The organism is Jeongeupia wiesaeckerbachi, assembly GCF_050916355.1.
Classification (GTDB): domain Bacteria; phylum Pseudomonadota; class Gammaproteobacteria; order Burkholderiales; family Chitinibacteraceae; genus Jeongeupia; species Jeongeupia wiesaeckerbachi.
Genome location: NZ_CP136946.1, coordinates 3,038,717 through 3,054,198, shown reverse-complemented (window position 1 = coordinate 3,054,198; position 15,482 = coordinate 3,038,717). Strand labels below are relative to the sequence as shown.

Below are 15,482 nucleotides of genomic sequence, written 5' to 3'. Positions count from 1 at the left end.
TCGCATTCCTGACGCCGCTACGCCGGTATAATCGTGGCTCGACCGATCACAGCAATGATCCTCATGAACTCCCCAGTCCTGCCCCGCGCCGGTGAGCGCCTGCTTCTTGCCACCCCACACGGGTCGGCCGACGCCTGGCTCCTCGATCAGCTGGGCAACCAAGCCTCGACCCTGCTCATTCTGACCGCCTCGGCGCAAGACGCAGCCCGTCTCGGCGATGAAATCCGCTTTTTTGCACCGAAGCAGACCGTCGTACAGCTGCCGGACTGGGAAACACTGCCTTACGACCACCTCAGCCCGCACCACGACCTGATTTCCGAACGGCTTGCCAGCCTCTGGCAAATCCGCGAGCAGCAAGCCGACATCATCATCGTTCCGGTACAGACCGCGCTCGGCCGGCTCGCGCCGGTCGAATATCTTGCCGCCTACACGTTCAATATCACCAAGGGCAGCGCGTTCGACCCCGAAAAGCTCCGCACCGATCTGGTTTTTGCCGGGTACAACCATGTCACCCAGGTCTTCAGCCCCGGCGAATTCGCCATCCGTGGCGGCCTGGTCGACCTCTACCCGATGGGATCGACACTGCCCTTTCGCCTCGACCTGTTTGGCGACGAAATCGAGACGATCCGCACCTTTGACGTCGATACCCAGCGCAGCCTCTACCCGGTTCCGGACATCCGCTTGCTGCCGGCGCGGGAGTTCCCACTCGATGAAGCGGGTCGTACCCGTTTCCGTCAACGCTTTCGCGAAACATTCGAAGGGGATCCGAGTAAGTCTCAACTTTACAAGGACATCAGCAATGGCGTAACGCCGGCAGGCATCGAGTACTACCTGCCGCTGTTTTTTGACCACACTGCGACGCTGTTCGACTACCTGGCGAAAGACACCGTTGTCGCTCTGCACGGCAAAGTGCTCGATGCAGCCGAAAGCTTCTGGCGAGACACGCAAGACCGCTATCGCAACCTGTCCGGCGAGAAAAGCCGCCCCATCCTCAAGCCCGGCGAATTGTATCTGGCACCGGACGAGCTCTTCGGTCTGATCAAGTCCTTGCGCCGTGTCGAGCTGATCGGCGACGGCAACGAGCCGCGCCCAACATCGGCCTTGCCGCCGTTGGCCGTCGACCGACGCGCCGACAATCCACTGGCGAGACTGGAAAGCTTTGTCGCCGGCTACCTGGGCAAGGTGCTCGTCACGGCGGAGAGTCTGGGTCGCCGGGAGACAATGGCGCAGTTTTTCGGCGAGTACGGCGTCAAGCCCGTACTGGTCGAGGCGTGGTCGGATGCGCTAGCCGCGAGCAAGACCCGGCTGATGCTCGCCGCCGCGCCGCTGTACAACGGCTTCATCCTCGACGCCGAAGGCCTGGCCATCATCACCGAGGCCGACCTGTACCCGACAGTGGCGCAGGGCCGCGGACGCAAGCAGCAAAAGCGCAGCAATACCGACGCCATGCTGCGCGACCTGTCCGAACTCAAGATCGGCGACGCCGTTGTTCACGAGGCGCATGGCATCGGGCGCTATATGGGTCTGACGTCGATGGACCTCGGTGAAGGCGAAACCGAGCTGCTGCTGCTTGAGTACGCCGGCGGCGACAAGCTCTACGTGCCGGTATCGCAACTGCACGTGATCAGCCGCTACTCGGGCGGCGCTGCCGACGCTGCGCCGATGCACCGGCTCGGCACCGGCACCTGGGAAAAAGCCAAGCGCCGTGCGGCCGAGCAGGTGCGCGATACCGCGGCCGAACTACTGAACCTGTACGCGCGCCGCGCGGCACGGCAGGGACACGCATTCGAATGGAAGCACCAGGATTACGAAGCCTTCGCCGAAGGTTTTGGCTTTGACGAAACGCCCGACCAGGCCGCTGCGATCGAGGCCGTGCTGGTCGACATGCGCGTCAGCCAACCTATGGACCGGCTGGTGTGTGGCGATGTCGGCTTCGGCAAGACCGAAGTCGCATTGCGGGCAGCGTTTGCCGCGGTCGCCGGCGGCAAACAGGTCGCCGTACTGGTGCCGACGACACTACTTGCCGAACAGCACTTCCAGACCTTTGCCGACCGATTTGCCGACTGGCCGATCAAGATTGCCGAGCTGAGCCGCTTCCGCTCCGGCAAGGAGACCACCGCCGCACTCAAGGGCCTGGCCGACGGCACTGTCGACATCGTGATCGGCACGCACAAGCTGGTCCAGCCGGACATCCAGTTCAAAAATCTCGGCCTCGTGATCATCGACGAGGAACACCGTTTCGGCGTACGGCAGAAAGAGCAATTGAAGGCGCTGCGCGCCAACGTCGATGTACTGACGCTGACGGCGACGCCGATTCCGCGCACGCTGGCGATGAGTCTCGAGGGTATTCGCGATTTCTCGGTCATCGCCACCGCACCGTCGAAACGACTGTCGGTCAAGACCTTTGTCGCCAAATTCGGCGAAGGCATCATCCGCGAGGCGGTGTTGCGCGAACTCAAGCGCGGCGGTCAGGTTTTCTTCCTGCACAACGAAGTCGACACGATCGAAAACATGCGCGAGAAACTCGGCGCACTACTGCCCGAGGCGCGCATCGGCGTCGCGCACGGCCAGATGCGCGAGCGCGAGCTGGAACATGTGATGCGCGATTTCCATGCCCAGCGCTTCAACCTGCTGTTGTGTACGACGATCATCGAGACCGGCATCGACATTCCGAACGCCAACACCATCGTCATGAACCGCGCCGATAAATTCGGCCTGGCGCAATTGCACCAGATGCGCGGACGGGTCGGCCGCTCGCACCACCAGGCCTATGCCTATCTGCTCGTCCCCGATGTCGAAGGCCTGACCGTCGACGCGAAAAAACGCCTCGAAGCCATCCAGATGATGGAAGAGCTGGGCTCGGGCTTCTACCTGGCGATGCACGACCTGGAAATCCGCGGCGCCGGCGAGGTGCTGGGCGATTCGCAATCGGGCGAAATGCAGGAAATCGGCTTCTCGCTGTACAGCCAGATGCTCAACGAGGCGGTGAAATCGCTGAAAAAGGGCCAGGAACCGGATCTGTCGCAACCGCTCGGCATCACCACCGAAATCAATCTGCATGCGCCAGCGCTACTGCCCAACGAGTACTGCCCCGACGTTCATGAGCGACTATCGCTGTACAAGCGATTGGCGAACTGCGAAACACCGGACGAACTCGACGACATCCTGCAAGAGTTGGTCGACCGCTTCGGACTGCTGCCCGACCCGGCCAAGGTGCTGCTCGACTGCCACCGGCTGCGCATGCACGCCAAGCCGATGGGCATCCAGAAGATCGACGCGGCCGACTCGGCCATTGTGCTGACGTTCGCACCGAACACCGTCGTCGAGCCGTTCAAGCTGATCCAGCTGATTCAAAGCAAAAAGAATTACAAGATGTTGCCTCCCGACCGGATGCGGATCGAAGGCAACTGGCCCGAACCCCCATTGCGCGCAGTCCGTATCAAGGAACTGCTCGTCGAATTGACCAAATAACTGGAACCCCCATGACCGATCTGCTCAAGCCACTCTCCGAAGACGAACTCGACCGTCTCGACGCTTTCCTGATGTCGCCGCGCACGCCGGCCGAAACCATGGACCTGGAAATGCTCGACGGCTTTCTGGTGGCGCTGGCCATCGGCCCGGACGAGGTGCCCGAAGACGAATGGCTGCCGCAGGTGTTTGATGGCACGCCGCCCGAGTTCGATGATGCGGTGGAAGCCGAGGAAACCTTCAGCCTGATCCGCCGGCACGCCGCCGCGATCAAGACCGCCTTTGCGCCGAAACGCCGCGAGAACATCGGTGAAGAGCCGCTGTACTTCCCCCTGGTGCTGTCGGACGAAGGTGCCGACGAAAAGTGGCAGGATTCGCTGGGCGCCTATTGGGCCAGCGGCTTCCGGCTGGGGCTGCTGGCACGCGAAGAAGTATGGCAAAAGGCACTCGACGAGGACGAGCAACTGTTCGACTCGGTGGCGTCGGTACTGGCGCTCGAAGATGGTCACGAAGATGGCGACGAAGCCAATCCGCTGACCATCAAGCAGCGCGAGGAACGCATTTCCGAGCTGCCGTGGATCGTCGAAGACGTGATGTTCTACTGGCTCGAGCAAAAATACGGCCAGGTCGAACGCATCGAGCGCGAAGAGCCCAAGGTCGGCCGCAACGACCCGTGCCCCTGCGGCTCGGGCAAGAAATTCAAGAAGTGCCATGGCGCCTGATCGCCCCCGTCTGCTGCGAGCCATTCTTTTCGACTGGGGCGGCACGCTGATGGAGGACGATCCGGCAAACACCACGGCGATGGCCGAGTGGCCTGACGTGCAACGCGTGCCCGGGGCCCTCGAGGCCCTGGCCGCCTGCCGATCGCACATCACTGTCTGCGTCGCCACCAATGCAACGGTCTCTCGCGACGAGGAGGTGTGGAACGCGTTGTCGCGCGTCGGCCTTGCAGACGGAATCAAGCACGTGTTTTCGCGACAGTCACTGGGCTTCGGCAAGCAGGATCCGCGCTTCTGGCAACACGTTCAGGCCGAGCTTGATCTGCCGCCGCAGTAGATGCTGATGGTCGGTGACGATTTCGATGGTGACGTGATCGCGCCATCGCGCGCGGGGCTGAATGCGCTCTGGCTCAATCGCGATACGCAGGAGCATCGCGCCGGCACTGGCTACGACACCATTTTCTCGCTATCTGAACTACCCGCACGCCTGTTCGGTTAGCCCATATCGGCGATCCGCTATAATCGTCGCCGCCCGTTCAATTACGCCCCAGAAGCTCACCATGCATCGTCTCGTCATTCAAGCACCTGAGATTGCCACACAGGATCTGAAGCAGCTGGCGCGCCTCTCCGATGCGCACCAGATCGAAGCCATCAGCCAGCGTGCTTTCAAGCTGCACGGCGCACACATCGACAACGAAGAGGCGGTTGCCGATTTCTGCGAAAGCAACCAGCTCGATTACGCCTTCATTCCCGAAGAACTCGGCGTGCGCGACATCGGCCTCGTCGTCATGGACATGGATTCGACGCTGATCACGATCGAGTGCATCGACGAAATCGCCGACATGGTCGGCATCAAGCCGCAGGTTGCCGAGATCACCGCGGCGACCATGCGCGGCGAACTCGATTTCCGAGAAAGCCTGACGCGTCGCGTCTCATTGCTCGCCGGACTTCAAGAAAGTGCATTGCAGCGCGTTTATGACGAGCGCCTTGCGCTGATGGCTGGCGCCGAAGAAATGCTGGCAGGCTTTCAGGCTGCGGGCGCAAAAACGCTGTTGATCTCCGGCGGTTTCACCTTCTTCACCGATCGGCTGCAGGCGCGACTGAACTTGAGCCGGGCGATCGCCAATGTCCTCGAGATCGAAAATGGCCAGCTCACCGGTCACGTCAACGGCGACATCGTCGATGCGGCACGCAAACAGGCCGAACTGATCGCGCTGCGTGAATCGCTGGGCCTGCGGCGCGAGCAAGTTGTCGCTATCGGCGATGGCGCCAACGACCTGCCGATGCTGCACGAGGCGGGCTTCGGCGTTGCCGCGCACGCCAAACCCAAGGTGCAGACCGAGGCACCGTTCTGTATCAACCAGGTCGGGCTTGAAGGTGTGCTCAACTACTTCCGTTAAAGTTAAAGCATTACTTTAACTGCAATACAAAACGCCATCTCTATCAAAGGGATGGCGTTTTGTATTGTGGTGCAGGATGAGGTATTTATTCGAGGTCGCTCGACCAGCCCTCGGGGCGCATCAGCGCATTGTCGAAGCGGGAATGCTGCCCCATGAACACCAGCGGAATCTTGCCGGTCGGCCCGTTCCGGTGCTTGGCGATAATGCACTCGGCCAAGCCTTTGTGCGGCGAATCAGGATTGTAGTAATCGTCGCGATACATGAACATGATCACGTCGGCATCCTGCTCGATCGCACCAGATTCACGCAAGTCGGACATCATCGGACGCTTGTCGGTGCGCTGTTCAACCGCGCGCGACAACTGCGACAGCGCGACAATCGGCACTTGAAGTTCGCGCGCCAAACCCTTGAGCGAGCGGGAAATTTCACCGACTTCGGTCGCCCGGTTCTGATCCTTTGCACCGGCGCGACCCGACATCAACTGGATATAGTCGATCACGATCAGCCCTAGCTGGCCGCCGACCTGTCGCGCCAGTCTTCGTGACTTGGTGCGAATATCCATTGCCGACAGTGCGCCAGTCTCCTCGATGTAGATCGGCGCTTCGGACAGCTTGTTCACCGCGTGCGTCAGGCGCAGCCAGTCCTCGTCCTCGAAGCGGCCGGTCTTGAGCTTGTGCATGTCGATCTTGCCGATCGAGCCAACCATCCGCATGCCGAGCTGTGCCGCGCCCATTTCCAGCGAAAAGATCGCGACCGGCAGCTTCAGCTCGGCGCCGACGTATTCGGCGATATTAACCGAGAACGCCGTCTTGCCCATCGACGGCCGGCCGGCGACGATGACCAGATCGCCCTTCTGCAGGCCCGAGGTCATTTTGTCGAGGTCGATGAAGCCGGTTGCGATACCGGTCACCTCGGACGGATTGTCCTGCTGATACAAGTGGTCGATGCGCTCGACGATTTCCTTGAGGATCGGCGGCATCGAGATGAAACCCTTCTGCCCCTTCGCCGACTGCTCGGCGATCTGGAAAACGCGGGATTCGGCTTCGTCGAGCAGGTCGGCCGACTCACGCCCGTTCGGGTTGTAGGCGGACTCGGCGATTTCAGCACCAACACCGGCCAGCTGCCGCATGACCGAGCGCTCGCGGACGATTTCGCCGTAGCGCCGGATATTCGCCGCCGACGGCGTGTTCGATGCCAGCGAGCCGAGGTAGGCCAAACCGCCGACGTAGGCCAGATCGTTCGAATTGTCGAGCGATTCGGCCACGGTAATCACGTCGGCCGGCCGATTGTGCTCGATCAGCTTGACGATGTGCTGCCAGATTTTCTTGTGATCTTCGCGGTAGAAGTCGTTCTCGTTGATGACATCGGCGATCTTGTCGAACGCCGTGTTGTCGAGCATCAACCCACCGAGCACCGATTGCTCGGCCTCGATCGAGTGCGGCGGCAGCCGGAGTGCCGCGACGTCAGCGGCGAGCCCGGCTTGCATGCCCCCCTGGGGGGCGGTAGGATACTCGGTCATTTTCGACAGTCGTTCCGTGGGCGAAAAGGCTGCCTATTCTAGCCCCTTGCAGCCCTTGGCGCGATGCCATTGCCCAATGAAGCAAATCCGCAAGTCCGTCCTCGTTCCCCATTCCGCAGCGCACATGTTCCACCTGGTCGACGACGTGGAGCACTACCCGCGTTTTCTGCCGTGGTGTGGCGGCGTCGAAGTGCACGAACGCACCGCCTCCACGCTCGACACAACGCTGCGCATCGATTTTTTGCGGGTCAAATCGTTTTTCCGCACCCACAACGTCAACAGCGAAAACCAGATCGAAATGCAGCTCGCCGACGGCCCGTTCAAGGCCCTGACCGGCGTCTGGCGGTTCACGCCGCTGATGGACGATGCGTGCAAGGTCGAGTTCGAACTCGATTACCAGTTCGAGAATCGCGCACTGGAGATGCTGATCGGGCCCGTGTTCGAAAAAATCACCAGCACTTTCGTCGATTGCTTCGTCAAGGAAGCGGATCGGCGCCATGGGTGAATCGATGAGCGATCAAATCAGCGTTGAAGTGGTGTTCGCCACGCCCGACAAACAAAAACTGGTAACGGTGCGCCTGCCGCCAGGCGCGACGGCAGAAGCGGCCATCGTGCAGTCGGGATTGCTGGATGAGTTTGCCGAAATCGACCTGACGCAGAACAAGGTCGGCATTTTCGGCAAAGCGATCAAGCTGGACGCCGTATTGCGTGACCGAGATCGGGTTGAAATCTACCGGCCGCTGATCGCCGACCCCAAGGAAGTGCGCCGCCGCCGCGTTGCCGAAGGCAAGGCGATGAAAAAAGGCGGCGGCGAACTTTAGAGCGGTTTAGCCGCAGGCTTCCTTGATGGTTTCCTGCGTGGCGGCAATTTCTTCTTTTTTGCGCTCTTCGGTCATGAACTCGACCTTACCCTTCTCGTTCAGGCTGTTGTAACGGGCCGTTTGCAGGTAGCCGAGCCGCTTCCTGGCTTCGGCGCACGCCTTCGGGTCTTTCTTGCTCTCGTCTTTTGCCTGAGGCGCCGCCTGCGGGGCGGATGCCGCAGCTGCCGGCGCACTGGCCTTCGACGCTGCGGCAGCGGGCGCAACGGTCACGGGCTGCTTCGCCGTTTTCACGACCTGCGCCTTACCCTTGTCGGCCCCGGCCGGCGGCGTATCGGAGTACTGCCAATTACCACTGGCGTCCTTCCATTTATAGATTTCGGCATGCGCCACCCCGGTTACCAGGCAAAGCGCCAGCAGCGCCAGATTCAGTTTCATTCGACCTCTCCAATCTTTCTGTTGGTACGTGGAATCGCCAAATCTAATAACGCTTAATCCGGTGCGGTGCAAGCAGCGCAAATAAAGCGGCCATTCAATTGCGTAAAAGACCACACCTGACATATCCGAGTGGCACTACTCACAAGTGTGAGTTTGTCCATGGGGGGCGCGACGGCTTGGGCCTAAGATGGATTTGTGCCGCTTGAACCACACAGGAACAAACGGCAAAGCTTCATCTCTCCTCATGACTTGCGTGCCCGCCTGCCAGCGGGCATTTTTTTATGCCTCGATTCGGGGAGAGTCGCTGCCATCTCCCTCGAGTTTGACCTGCTCGATTTCAACAAAGCGCCGCGAGATTTTTTCGCTGGTAATGGCCACGTTCTGGACGTCGTCATGCGCCTGGCGAATATGTGTCGCCAGCTTCTTCATCCGCTCATCGAAACGGCCGAACTCCTGCGACAGGCGGCCGAGCGCCTCCTTGATGATGTGGACCTGCTTGCGGGTCTCGACATCCTTGATGACGGCACGGGCGGTATTGAGCACCGCCATCAGCGTGGTCGGCGACACGATCCACACTCGCTTGGCCAGTGCGTGCTGCACCAGCTCCGGGTGGTAAGCATGGATTTCGGCAAATACCGCCTCGGCCGGCACGAACATCACCGCACCATCGGCGGTTTCATTGGCAATGATGTACTTGCCGGAAATATCGTCGATGTGTTTTTTGACGTCGACCTTGAAGGCACGTGTCGCGACGACCTTGTCCGACGCCGGATCGAACATCCGGTGGTAGTTTTCCAGCGGGAACTTGGCGTCCACGGCCACCAAACCGGTCGGCTCCGGCAAGCGCAGTACGCAATCGGCACGGGTCCCGTTCGACAAGGTCGCCTGAAATTCGTAGACCTGTGCGGGCAAGACATTACGCACCAGATGCTCAAGCTGCACTTCGCCGAATGCCCCGCGCGAGCGCTTGTCGCCAAGCAGCTCTTGCAGGCTGACGACGTTGGTCGTCAGCCCGTCGATTTTCTTTTGCGCCTCATCGATCGTTGCCAGCCGTGCCATCACGTTGGCGAAGGTTTCGTTGGTTTTCTTGAAGCCCTCATCAAGGCGCTCATTGACCTTGCCGGAAATCTCGGCCAAACGCGTATCGGCGGTCTTGGTCAGTTCACCAACGGTGGTTGTCAATTGCTGCGATGTTGCTTGCAGCAGGGTCTGGATCTGCTCCATTTCGCGCTTGGACTGCTCGGCCAGCATGGTCGACAGCTTGACCAGCACGTCCTCGCGTAACGCGTCTTGCTTGCCCTTGAGCTCGGCAGCGATGTCGGCCAGCTGCTTGAGCATCAGCTCCCGGGTTTCCGACAAAGTCGACGTCAGCGACAGCCGCATGGCCGACAGCGATTCACTTTGCGTACTGGCCAAACGGTTGAGCGCCTCACGAGTATCCTTCAGCTCGGCACTCACGCCACCGCGCAAACGGTCGAACGATTCGCCCATGGCGTCGCGCAGCTGCCCTGCGGAACGACTGATTGCGTCGTTGAGCAAACTGCCATGCTGCGCCAAGGCCGCGTGTTGTGATTCGCTCTGCCTGGCGAGCCCGGCATGCAGGTCACCGAGCATCTGTCGGTGCTTGGCTTCCAACTCCTGCGACAGCAGGTCGAGCACGTCCTGTTGGGTGCGGGCGAGCTGCTGCAGCCGCAGCACCACGACAACGCCGGCAATCAGGACAACCAGCGTCGTGATGCCAAAAAGCAGGTCGAGCATTGGGGGACTCCATGAGAATAGCCAGCCATTGTAAGTGACCTGCCCCCGGCACGCAGTCGCAAAGCAAAGAGCCCCGAAAACGGGGCTCTTTGCTTGTGCAGACAACGGTATTAAAGGGCGATGTCCTTCAGGGCCGTACCAAAGCGGATGACCCACAACCGGCTTGGGCGCTCGTCATCGCTGCCGCGGCCGATCTTGTACTTCGGATTGAGCAGTGTCGCGCACTTGCTGCCGGTTAGCGCCCCATTGGCATCCTGGCTGCAATCATCACCCTTGAGCGCCACGCCCTTGTCGTCAATGATCTTGCCCGACAGGCCAAAATCATTGTCATTGATCAGCGCAATGGTATTGGCGTCGATCAACGTCAGGCCTTCCGCCTTCTCGGCCACCCAGCCGAATTTTGCGTCGCGCAGGTCTGCCAGCACCCGTTTGGCAATGGGCGTAACGCCGCCGGCCTTGATGACGGCCAGATCACTCTGGTACTCCACCTCAAGCCCGTTGATCGCCTTGCCGGTCAGGTCGGTCGCTGCGCTGGTATCGATCAAGACCAGCATATTGTGAACGATGCCGTCCTTCTGCTCGCCTTGTTCGACCAGCAGGAAGCGGGTTTCCGACAGCGCGATCAGGTCACCCAGCTTGGCGTCCTTCGCCTTGCCATACAGCGACGTATCGAACGGATAGGCCAGCATGCGCGTCGCGCCGGTGGCCGGGTCGTATTCGACGAGACGAATCACCGGCGCCTTGCTGGTTTTTTGCGTCTTGTTGTTGCTGTCCTTGGCGTCATCCATCGACATGATCGACTGCAGCATGGCTACAACCTTGCCCGACGGCGTTACCGCTACCCCCTCAAAGCCGCGATTGGCCTGACGTTTGGCGATGATGGCGGGCAAGCCTGCGCCCGGCGCCAGCTTCTTCAGGAGTTTGCCGGTCGACGGGTCAAGCTGGGCCAGGAAGGGGCCGTATTCGTCGGTAAGCCAGAGTTTGCCGTCCTTGTCGATCGACAAGCCTTCCGGGTCGATGCCGTGGGCGCTGTATGCCGGGGCGAGTTTGCCCAGCGTCTCGTTCAGGGCGACTTCATTGCTCGCACCGACCGAGCCATCGGGAATGGGCAGGCCGCTCATATTGCTGCCATCGACATCCTTGAGGTCGGTAGTCGATTCGACACTGGCCACACCGTTCTTCAAGCGCATCAGGCCAATTTTCGGATTGAAGCCCGGCGCCGGGAAGACCTTGCTCTTCTTGCCGTCGACCTGATCCGGCGAATCACCATTGGGGCCGCGGTCGGTCAGGATGTAAAACAGCTGACTGCCGTCGGCTTCCCTGCCCTTGTAGGCAATGCTCGAACCGATCGAAAGCGGAAACCCCTGCGGGAACGCAGCCTTGATGCCGGCATCGCTCCCCGGATAGGCGACATAGAAATTTGTCGGCACCTGTACGCGATACTTGCTGATTTCAAACGTCACGCCCGAAGCGTTGACCTTGGTGCTTGCCGCGCCGCCGAGCATGGCCAGCGTTGACTCGAAGTGTTCACGCGCATTGGCCGCGCTGACCGGCACCTTGCCCAGTACGCCGCTGGCAGCTGCGTCGAACGCCTGCATATCGTCGAGCGGCAGCGTCTTGCCTTTCAGTGCATTGCGCGTGGCCGCCTCGATGGCAATGCCGTTGTCCGGATTCTGGTCGGCATCCAGCGTTTGCAGCAGGCGCGCCCGCGCAATGACCTTGTCCGACAGCGGGTCGGCCGGGTCGAAATCGGCCAGTGTAATTTTGTTCTTGCCCTTGACTTGCCCGAGCACGATGTCGCCGATGCGGAACGTAACCGTGTCGCCATCTTGGTAGCCGAACACACCGCTGGCGTCGGTCATTCTGGTGGCATTGTCAGAGCTGGTGACATATTCCAGCCCCGCCACTTCAGCATCAAAGAACTGGCCGGTTTTGGCGCCGGCCGATGGCGCGGGGGTCGGAGCGGGCGTTGGCGTGGGGGCCGGGGTCGGCGCAGAGCTGCTGTCGCCATCGCCGCCACCGCAGGCGACCAATCCTGCCGTCATCAGAGTCGCCAGCACCAGCGGCGGAATGCGTTGCTTCATCAGGTCCAGTCCTTAGTCGTTGCGCGAAAAGCGCTGAAGCTAAGGCGTTAACGTGACGTGCTGTTTACAGGCGCGGTGACATGCAGCGCGACTGCAACAGCCCGTTATAATGGCCCGATGAAATTCCTCCTTGCTTCTCTCCTGCTGTCCGCCTCTTTCAATACGGCGCTTGCCGCACCGACGGACAATGACGTCTTGCGGCGCGAGGCCGAGTCCTGGGTGAAGCAGCAGCTTGCCAATTCGCCCGGGGCCACGGTCAAGGTTGGCCAACTGGATAGCCGTCTCAGGCTAGCCGCGTGCGCCCAGCGTGACTTCCAGTTGGCTCCGGGCCATCGCCTCCTGGGGAACACGCAGATCCGGATTCGTTGCGTTGATGGCGCCGACTGGTCGATCAATCTGCCCGCGCGGATCGGTCAGGAAGTGAGCTACTACGTGGCGGCCCGGCCGTTGCCGGCCGGCCATGCACTGGGGGCCGGGGATGTGCAATTGCGCCGCGGAGATCTTGCCGACCTGCCGGGGAGTATCGTGCTTGATACGCATCAGGCCGTAGGGCAAACACTGGGCATGGCCGTGGCGAGCGGCGCGCCCTTTCGCGCTGAAATGCTGCGCGCCGCATCGGTGATTCGTCAGGGGCAGCGAGTAAAACTGATCGTCCGGATCGGCGGCATCGATGTCAGCAACGAAGGCACTGCACTCGGCAATGCAACAGAAGGACAGGTGGTCCGTGTCCGGCTCGGCGGCAATCAAATACTTCAGGGTATTGCCAATGCCGACGGCACCGTGGACGCCGCCCCCTGAGTCAGTGCGCCGGCTGAAGGGGCGTGGCGGCGCCCCGCTCGGCCTCTGTGCGACTTGGGTCGGACGGCGTCCACCAGCGCAGGCGATTCCGCCCTTCCCGTTTGGCGGCGTAAAGCGCTGCATCAGCCAACTCCAGTGGCGAGTCGGTATCCGAATCGGCGCCACCAACAAGCATGGCGCCAATTGAAATCGTGATGCCAATCAGTCGCTGACCATGGAAGTCGACCGACAAGAGACGCACGGCCGCCATCAATCGCTCCCCCCAGTCGGTCAAGCCTTCGTGGTCGATGCTCGGCAGCAGCACGGTGAATTCCTCGCCGCCATAACGGCAAACCACATCATCCGCCCGCCCTAGGTTGAGCAGGCACTGCGCCAAGGCGCGAAGTACGGCGTCACCCGCTTCGTGGCCGTAGGTGTCGTTGTAGCGCTTGAAATGATCGATATCGATCATCGCCACGCCCAGCGTGCCATGGCTGCGCTTGGCGCGCGCCAGTTCGCGCCGCAGACACTCTTCGAGATAACGGCGATTGAACAAGCCGGTGAGTGGGTCGGATATCGACTGAAGCTTCAAGGTTTCGCGAAGCTGCAGGTTGGCGATGGCGAGCGAGATCTGCTCGGCCACCGATAGCGCCAATTGGTGCTCTACATCGCTGAACTGATTTTCCGAGCGGGATAGCGAGCCGAGCAGCGTGACGACCCCCTGGTTTTTTCCTTGAGCGGTCATGGGGATGCAGAGACTTTGTCTTGCTGGCGCAATGGGTACGTGCCGACACCGCGGCCCGTGCTGCGGCGACTGAAGCCAGTGCGCCTGCCCCAGTCGCACACCCCAGCAATCGTCAGGGGCCATCGTGGTCTGTGTCCTGGGGAGTTCGCCCCAACGACAGGCCTCCTCAAGCTGCGCGGTGACCGGATTGTCGATAAACAACTGCCCCGCGCTTTCGGGGAACAGCTTCGCCATGCTGGTTCGAATGATGTCGCGCGCCTCGTCGAAGGTCTGACAGCACTCAAGCATGCGACCAAGCTCGCGCTGCAGCGAGACATCCTGAAGGTGGCGGCGCAAGGCTTCCAAGCCGCGCTCAAGCGCCTCGTTGCTGCGCTGAAGGGTAACGCTGAGCGCCTCGCGCTCGAGCATATCCGCCTTTAAATGATGCTGTTCGGCACGCGCCGAACGTGCTCGCCGCCCAAGGATGGTGATCAACCAGAACGCACCGGGAATGAGCAGTAGCGACACGATCAGCGTTGCGGTGCCGATGGCTTGGGTAGCGGCGCCGGTGCGGTCTGCCGCCCCCTGGATTTGCCCCAGCTGCTTGATCAGCGCCTGCTGGCGGTTATCGATCGCCTGAAGCAAGCGCTCCCGCTCCGACTGATAAGACGTGGCAGCACCCTTCACCCCCGCAGCTTCATCAAGGCGCGTCGGCAGGGCCAGCAAAGTCGCATCTCGGGCGCCAAGGTCGGCTGCTGGCTGGTTGCGCCAATTTAGCCAGCTTTGACGCAGTTGCTCGCCTTCAGCGCTACGCCAGGCCTGTACCGAGGGCGTGCCGGCAAGATCTTGTCGCACATGGTGCAGATTATTGAGTTCGTCGAGCGACACGCCGTGCTGAGGGGCCCACATTTGCGTCGCATTACGATGCTGAGCAATGGTCCAGCTGTCACCCGCGCCGATTACAACAACCAGTACGGCAATTGCCAGCGCAGATTGTCGGCGCCACGCCTGCCCTGGCCGAATGGACCCGTTCTCGTCGCTCGTCGAGACCAAGAGCTCGGCAAGTGTCGGGGAGAGTGCCGCAAACACGATGAACAAGGTGCCGAGCAGTGCCAGCACCAAGAGCCGCCAGGCCTCCCCGCCGGCCTGCGGCGCATTGATCTCGGCCACATGCAGCGGCATTGATCCTGCCGCCAACGCAAACACCACTAGCGCAACGGCGCATTGAGCGGATGAGAGGATGCCTTGAGCACTTCGATCGCCCCCCCAGGTGATGACGAATGCCGAGATCAGCGCGAGCAGGGCCACTACCCACTGCGTCTCGATCGAGTGCGGCCACTGCCACAAAAGAAGGCGATCCGCAGACAGTAGTGCCAGCGCCAGGGCGAGGCTGGTGATGATTCGACCGGCAATCCGCAGTCTGTTCAGAATGAGCGGACGCAGGATAACGCCCACCCCCAGCACGAAGAGGGCCAGTGCGGCGAAGAGTGGAAGTGGTGCGAGCTTGTCGAACGATTCAGGGCTACTGATCAGTAGCCGGCAAAGCGAAGCGGCCCAGAGTCCGCCACCTATCGCCACCGTCGCAGCCGCAATCAGCCTTGGGCGCTGCGACTCCGGACAGGTTGCGCAATATCGAAGCCATGCCAAACCACCGTAGAGCGAGAGCCCCGCGATAAGGATGGGTATCAATCGGAGTACGGCTGGATACAGCTCGTTCATCGCTCACCCCTGACATATGGCTTTCAATATAGAGGGCACCCAGGACGAAAGCGCAAAA

At 61.2% G+C, this 15,482-nt stretch carries 13 protein-coding genes; 8 read left to right on the top strand and 5 right to left on the bottom strand.

The genetic code is table 11. The annotated features are described in order from the left end of the window. The first annotated feature begins 63 nt into the window (after nucleotides 1–63). The 5 genes from mfd (at nucleotide 64) to serB (ending at nucleotide 5,587) form a co-directional block, all read left to right on the top strand. Nucleotides 64–3,471, top strand: a complete 3,408-nt coding sequence (mfd, locus tag R0382_RS14880) for a transcription-repair coupling factor (protein ID WP_432720582.1) — start codon at nucleotides 64–66, stop codon at nucleotides 3,469–3,471. Between the two features lie 11 nt (nucleotides 3,472–3,482). Beyond that, nucleotides 3,483–4,190 (top strand): UPF0149 family protein, encoded by a 708-nt coding sequence (locus R0382_RS14875; RefSeq protein WP_432720581.1) that lies wholly within the window; start codon nucleotides 3,483–3,485, stop codon nucleotides 4,188–4,190. Then, nucleotides 4,180–4,524 (top strand): HAD family hydrolase, encoded by a 345-nt coding sequence (locus R0382_RS14870; protein WP_432720580.1) that lies wholly within the window; start codon nucleotides 4,180–4,182, stop codon nucleotides 4,522–4,524. The genes R0382_RS14875 and R0382_RS14870 overlap by 11 nt, the downstream gene beginning before the upstream one ends. Nucleotides 4,525–4,530: 6 nt before the next feature. Further along, nucleotides 4,531–4,686 carry a hypothetical protein gene (locus R0382_RS14865; protein WP_432720579.1) on the top strand — a complete coding sequence of 52 codons (156 nt, stop codon included), beginning with the start codon at nucleotides 4,531–4,533 and terminating at the stop codon, nucleotides 4,684–4,686. Between the two features lie 61 nt (nucleotides 4,687–4,747). After that, nucleotides 4,748–5,587, top strand: a complete 840-nt coding sequence (gene serB / locus R0382_RS14860) for a phosphoserine phosphatase SerB (RefSeq protein ID WP_432720578.1) — start codon at nucleotides 4,748–4,750, stop codon at nucleotides 5,585–5,587. A gap of 85 nt (nucleotides 5,588–5,672) precedes the next feature. On the opposite strand, the gene dnaB is transcribed toward serB, so the two are convergent. After that, complete coding sequence (gene dnaB / locus R0382_RS14855; RefSeq protein WP_432720576.1) at nucleotides 5,673–7,106, bottom strand: replicative DNA helicase; 1,434 nt, start codon at nucleotides 7,104–7,106, stop codon at nucleotides 5,673–5,675. Between the two features lie 76 nt (nucleotides 7,107–7,182). Between dnaB and R0382_RS14850 the strand changes: the two genes are divergently transcribed. After that, a complete protein-coding gene (locus R0382_RS14850; protein WP_432720575.1) occupies nucleotides 7,183–7,611 on the top strand; it encodes a type II toxin-antitoxin system RatA family toxin in 429 nt (142 codons plus the stop codon). Nucleotides 7,612–7,615: 4 nt separating this feature from the next. Then, entirely contained in the window at nucleotides 7,616–7,927 is a 312-nt protein-coding gene (locus R0382_RS14845; RefSeq protein WP_432720574.1) for an RnfH family protein, read from the top strand. A gap of 6 nt (nucleotides 7,928–7,933) precedes the next feature. Here R0382_RS14845 and R0382_RS14840 read toward each other — a convergent pair whose 3' ends face one another. The 3 genes from R0382_RS14840 to R0382_RS14830 all read right to left on the bottom strand — a co-directional run bounded on the left by R0382_RS14840 (nucleotide 7,934) and on the right by R0382_RS14830 (nucleotide 12,204). Next, nucleotides 7,934–8,362 (bottom strand): DUF4124 domain-containing protein, encoded by a 429-nt coding sequence (locus tag R0382_RS14840; RefSeq protein WP_432720573.1) that lies wholly within the window; start codon nucleotides 8,360–8,362, stop codon nucleotides 7,934–7,936. A 279-nt stretch (nucleotides 8,363–8,641) separates the two neighbouring features. After that, nucleotides 8,642–10,120, bottom strand: coding sequence for a DNA recombination protein RmuC (rmuC, locus tag R0382_RS14835; RefSeq protein ID WP_432720572.1), 1,479 nt, complete (start codon nucleotides 10,118–10,120; stop codon nucleotides 8,642–8,644). A gap of 110 nt (nucleotides 10,121–10,230) precedes the next feature. Next, a complete protein-coding gene (locus R0382_RS14830; protein WP_432720571.1) occupies nucleotides 10,231–12,204 on the bottom strand; it encodes an esterase-like activity of phytase family protein in 1,974 nt (657 codons plus the stop codon). A gap of 117 nt (nucleotides 12,205–12,321) precedes the next feature. Between R0382_RS14830 and flgA the strand changes: the two genes are divergently transcribed. Next, complete coding sequence (flgA, locus tag R0382_RS14825; protein WP_432720570.1) at nucleotides 12,322–13,002, top strand: flagellar basal body P-ring formation chaperone FlgA; 681 nt, start codon at nucleotides 12,322–12,324, stop codon at nucleotides 13,000–13,002. A gap of 1 nt (nucleotide 13,003) precedes the next feature. Here the strand turns inward: flgA and R0382_RS14820 are convergent, their stop codons facing one another. Then, nucleotides 13,004–15,424, bottom strand: a complete 2,421-nt coding sequence (locus R0382_RS14820) for a diguanylate cyclase (protein WP_432720569.1) — start codon at nucleotides 15,422–15,424, stop codon at nucleotides 13,004–13,006. Nucleotides 15,425–15,482 lie beyond the last annotated feature (58 nt).

Excerpts from the sequence above, each read along its gene's own strand:
- rmuC (WP_432720572.1), bottom strand. The coding sequence starts at position 10,120 with ATGCTCGACCTGCTTTTTGGCATCACGACGCTGGTTGTCCTGATTGCC.
- R0382_RS14830 (WP_432720571.1), bottom strand. The coding sequence starts at position 12,204 with ATGAAGCAACGCATTCCGCCGCTGGTGCTGGCGACTCTGATGACGGCA.
- R0382_RS14845 (WP_432720574.1), top strand. The coding sequence starts at position 7,616 with ATGAGCGATCAAATCAGCGTTGAAGTGGTGTTCGCCACGCCCGACAAA.
- R0382_RS14865 (WP_432720579.1), top strand. The coding sequence starts at position 4,531 with ATGGTCGGTGACGATTTCGATGGTGACGTGATCGCGCCATCGCGCGCG.
- R0382_RS14840 (WP_432720573.1), bottom strand. The coding sequence starts at position 8,362 with ATGAAACTGAATCTGGCGCTGCTGGCGCTTTGCCTGGTAACCGGGGTG.
- R0382_RS14850 (WP_432720575.1), top strand. The coding sequence starts at position 7,183 with ATGAAGCAAATCCGCAAGTCCGTCCTCGTTCCCCATTCCGCAGCGCAC.
- R0382_RS14870 (WP_432720580.1), top strand. The coding sequence starts at position 4,180 with ATGGCGCCTGATCGCCCCCGTCTGCTGCGAGCCATTCTTTTCGACTGG.
- R0382_RS14820 (WP_432720569.1), bottom strand. The coding sequence starts at position 15,424 with ATGAACGAGCTGTATCCAGCCGTACTCCGATTGATACCCATCCTTATC.
- flgA (WP_432720570.1), top strand. The coding sequence starts at position 12,322 with ATGAAATTCCTCCTTGCTTCTCTCCTGCTGTCCGCCTCTTTCAATACG.
- dnaB (WP_432720576.1), bottom strand. The coding sequence starts at position 7,106 with ATGACCGAGTATCCTACCGCCCCCCAGGGGGGCATGCAAGCCGGGCTC.
- R0382_RS14875 (WP_432720581.1), top strand. The coding sequence starts at position 3,483 with ATGACCGATCTGCTCAAGCCACTCTCCGAAGACGAACTCGACCGTCTC.
- mfd (WP_432720582.1), top strand. The coding sequence starts at position 64 with ATGAACTCCCCAGTCCTGCCCCGCGCCGGTGAGCGCCTGCTTCTTGCC.
- serB (WP_432720578.1), top strand. The coding sequence starts at position 4,748 with ATGCATCGTCTCGTCATTCAAGCACCTGAGATTGCCACACAGGATCTG.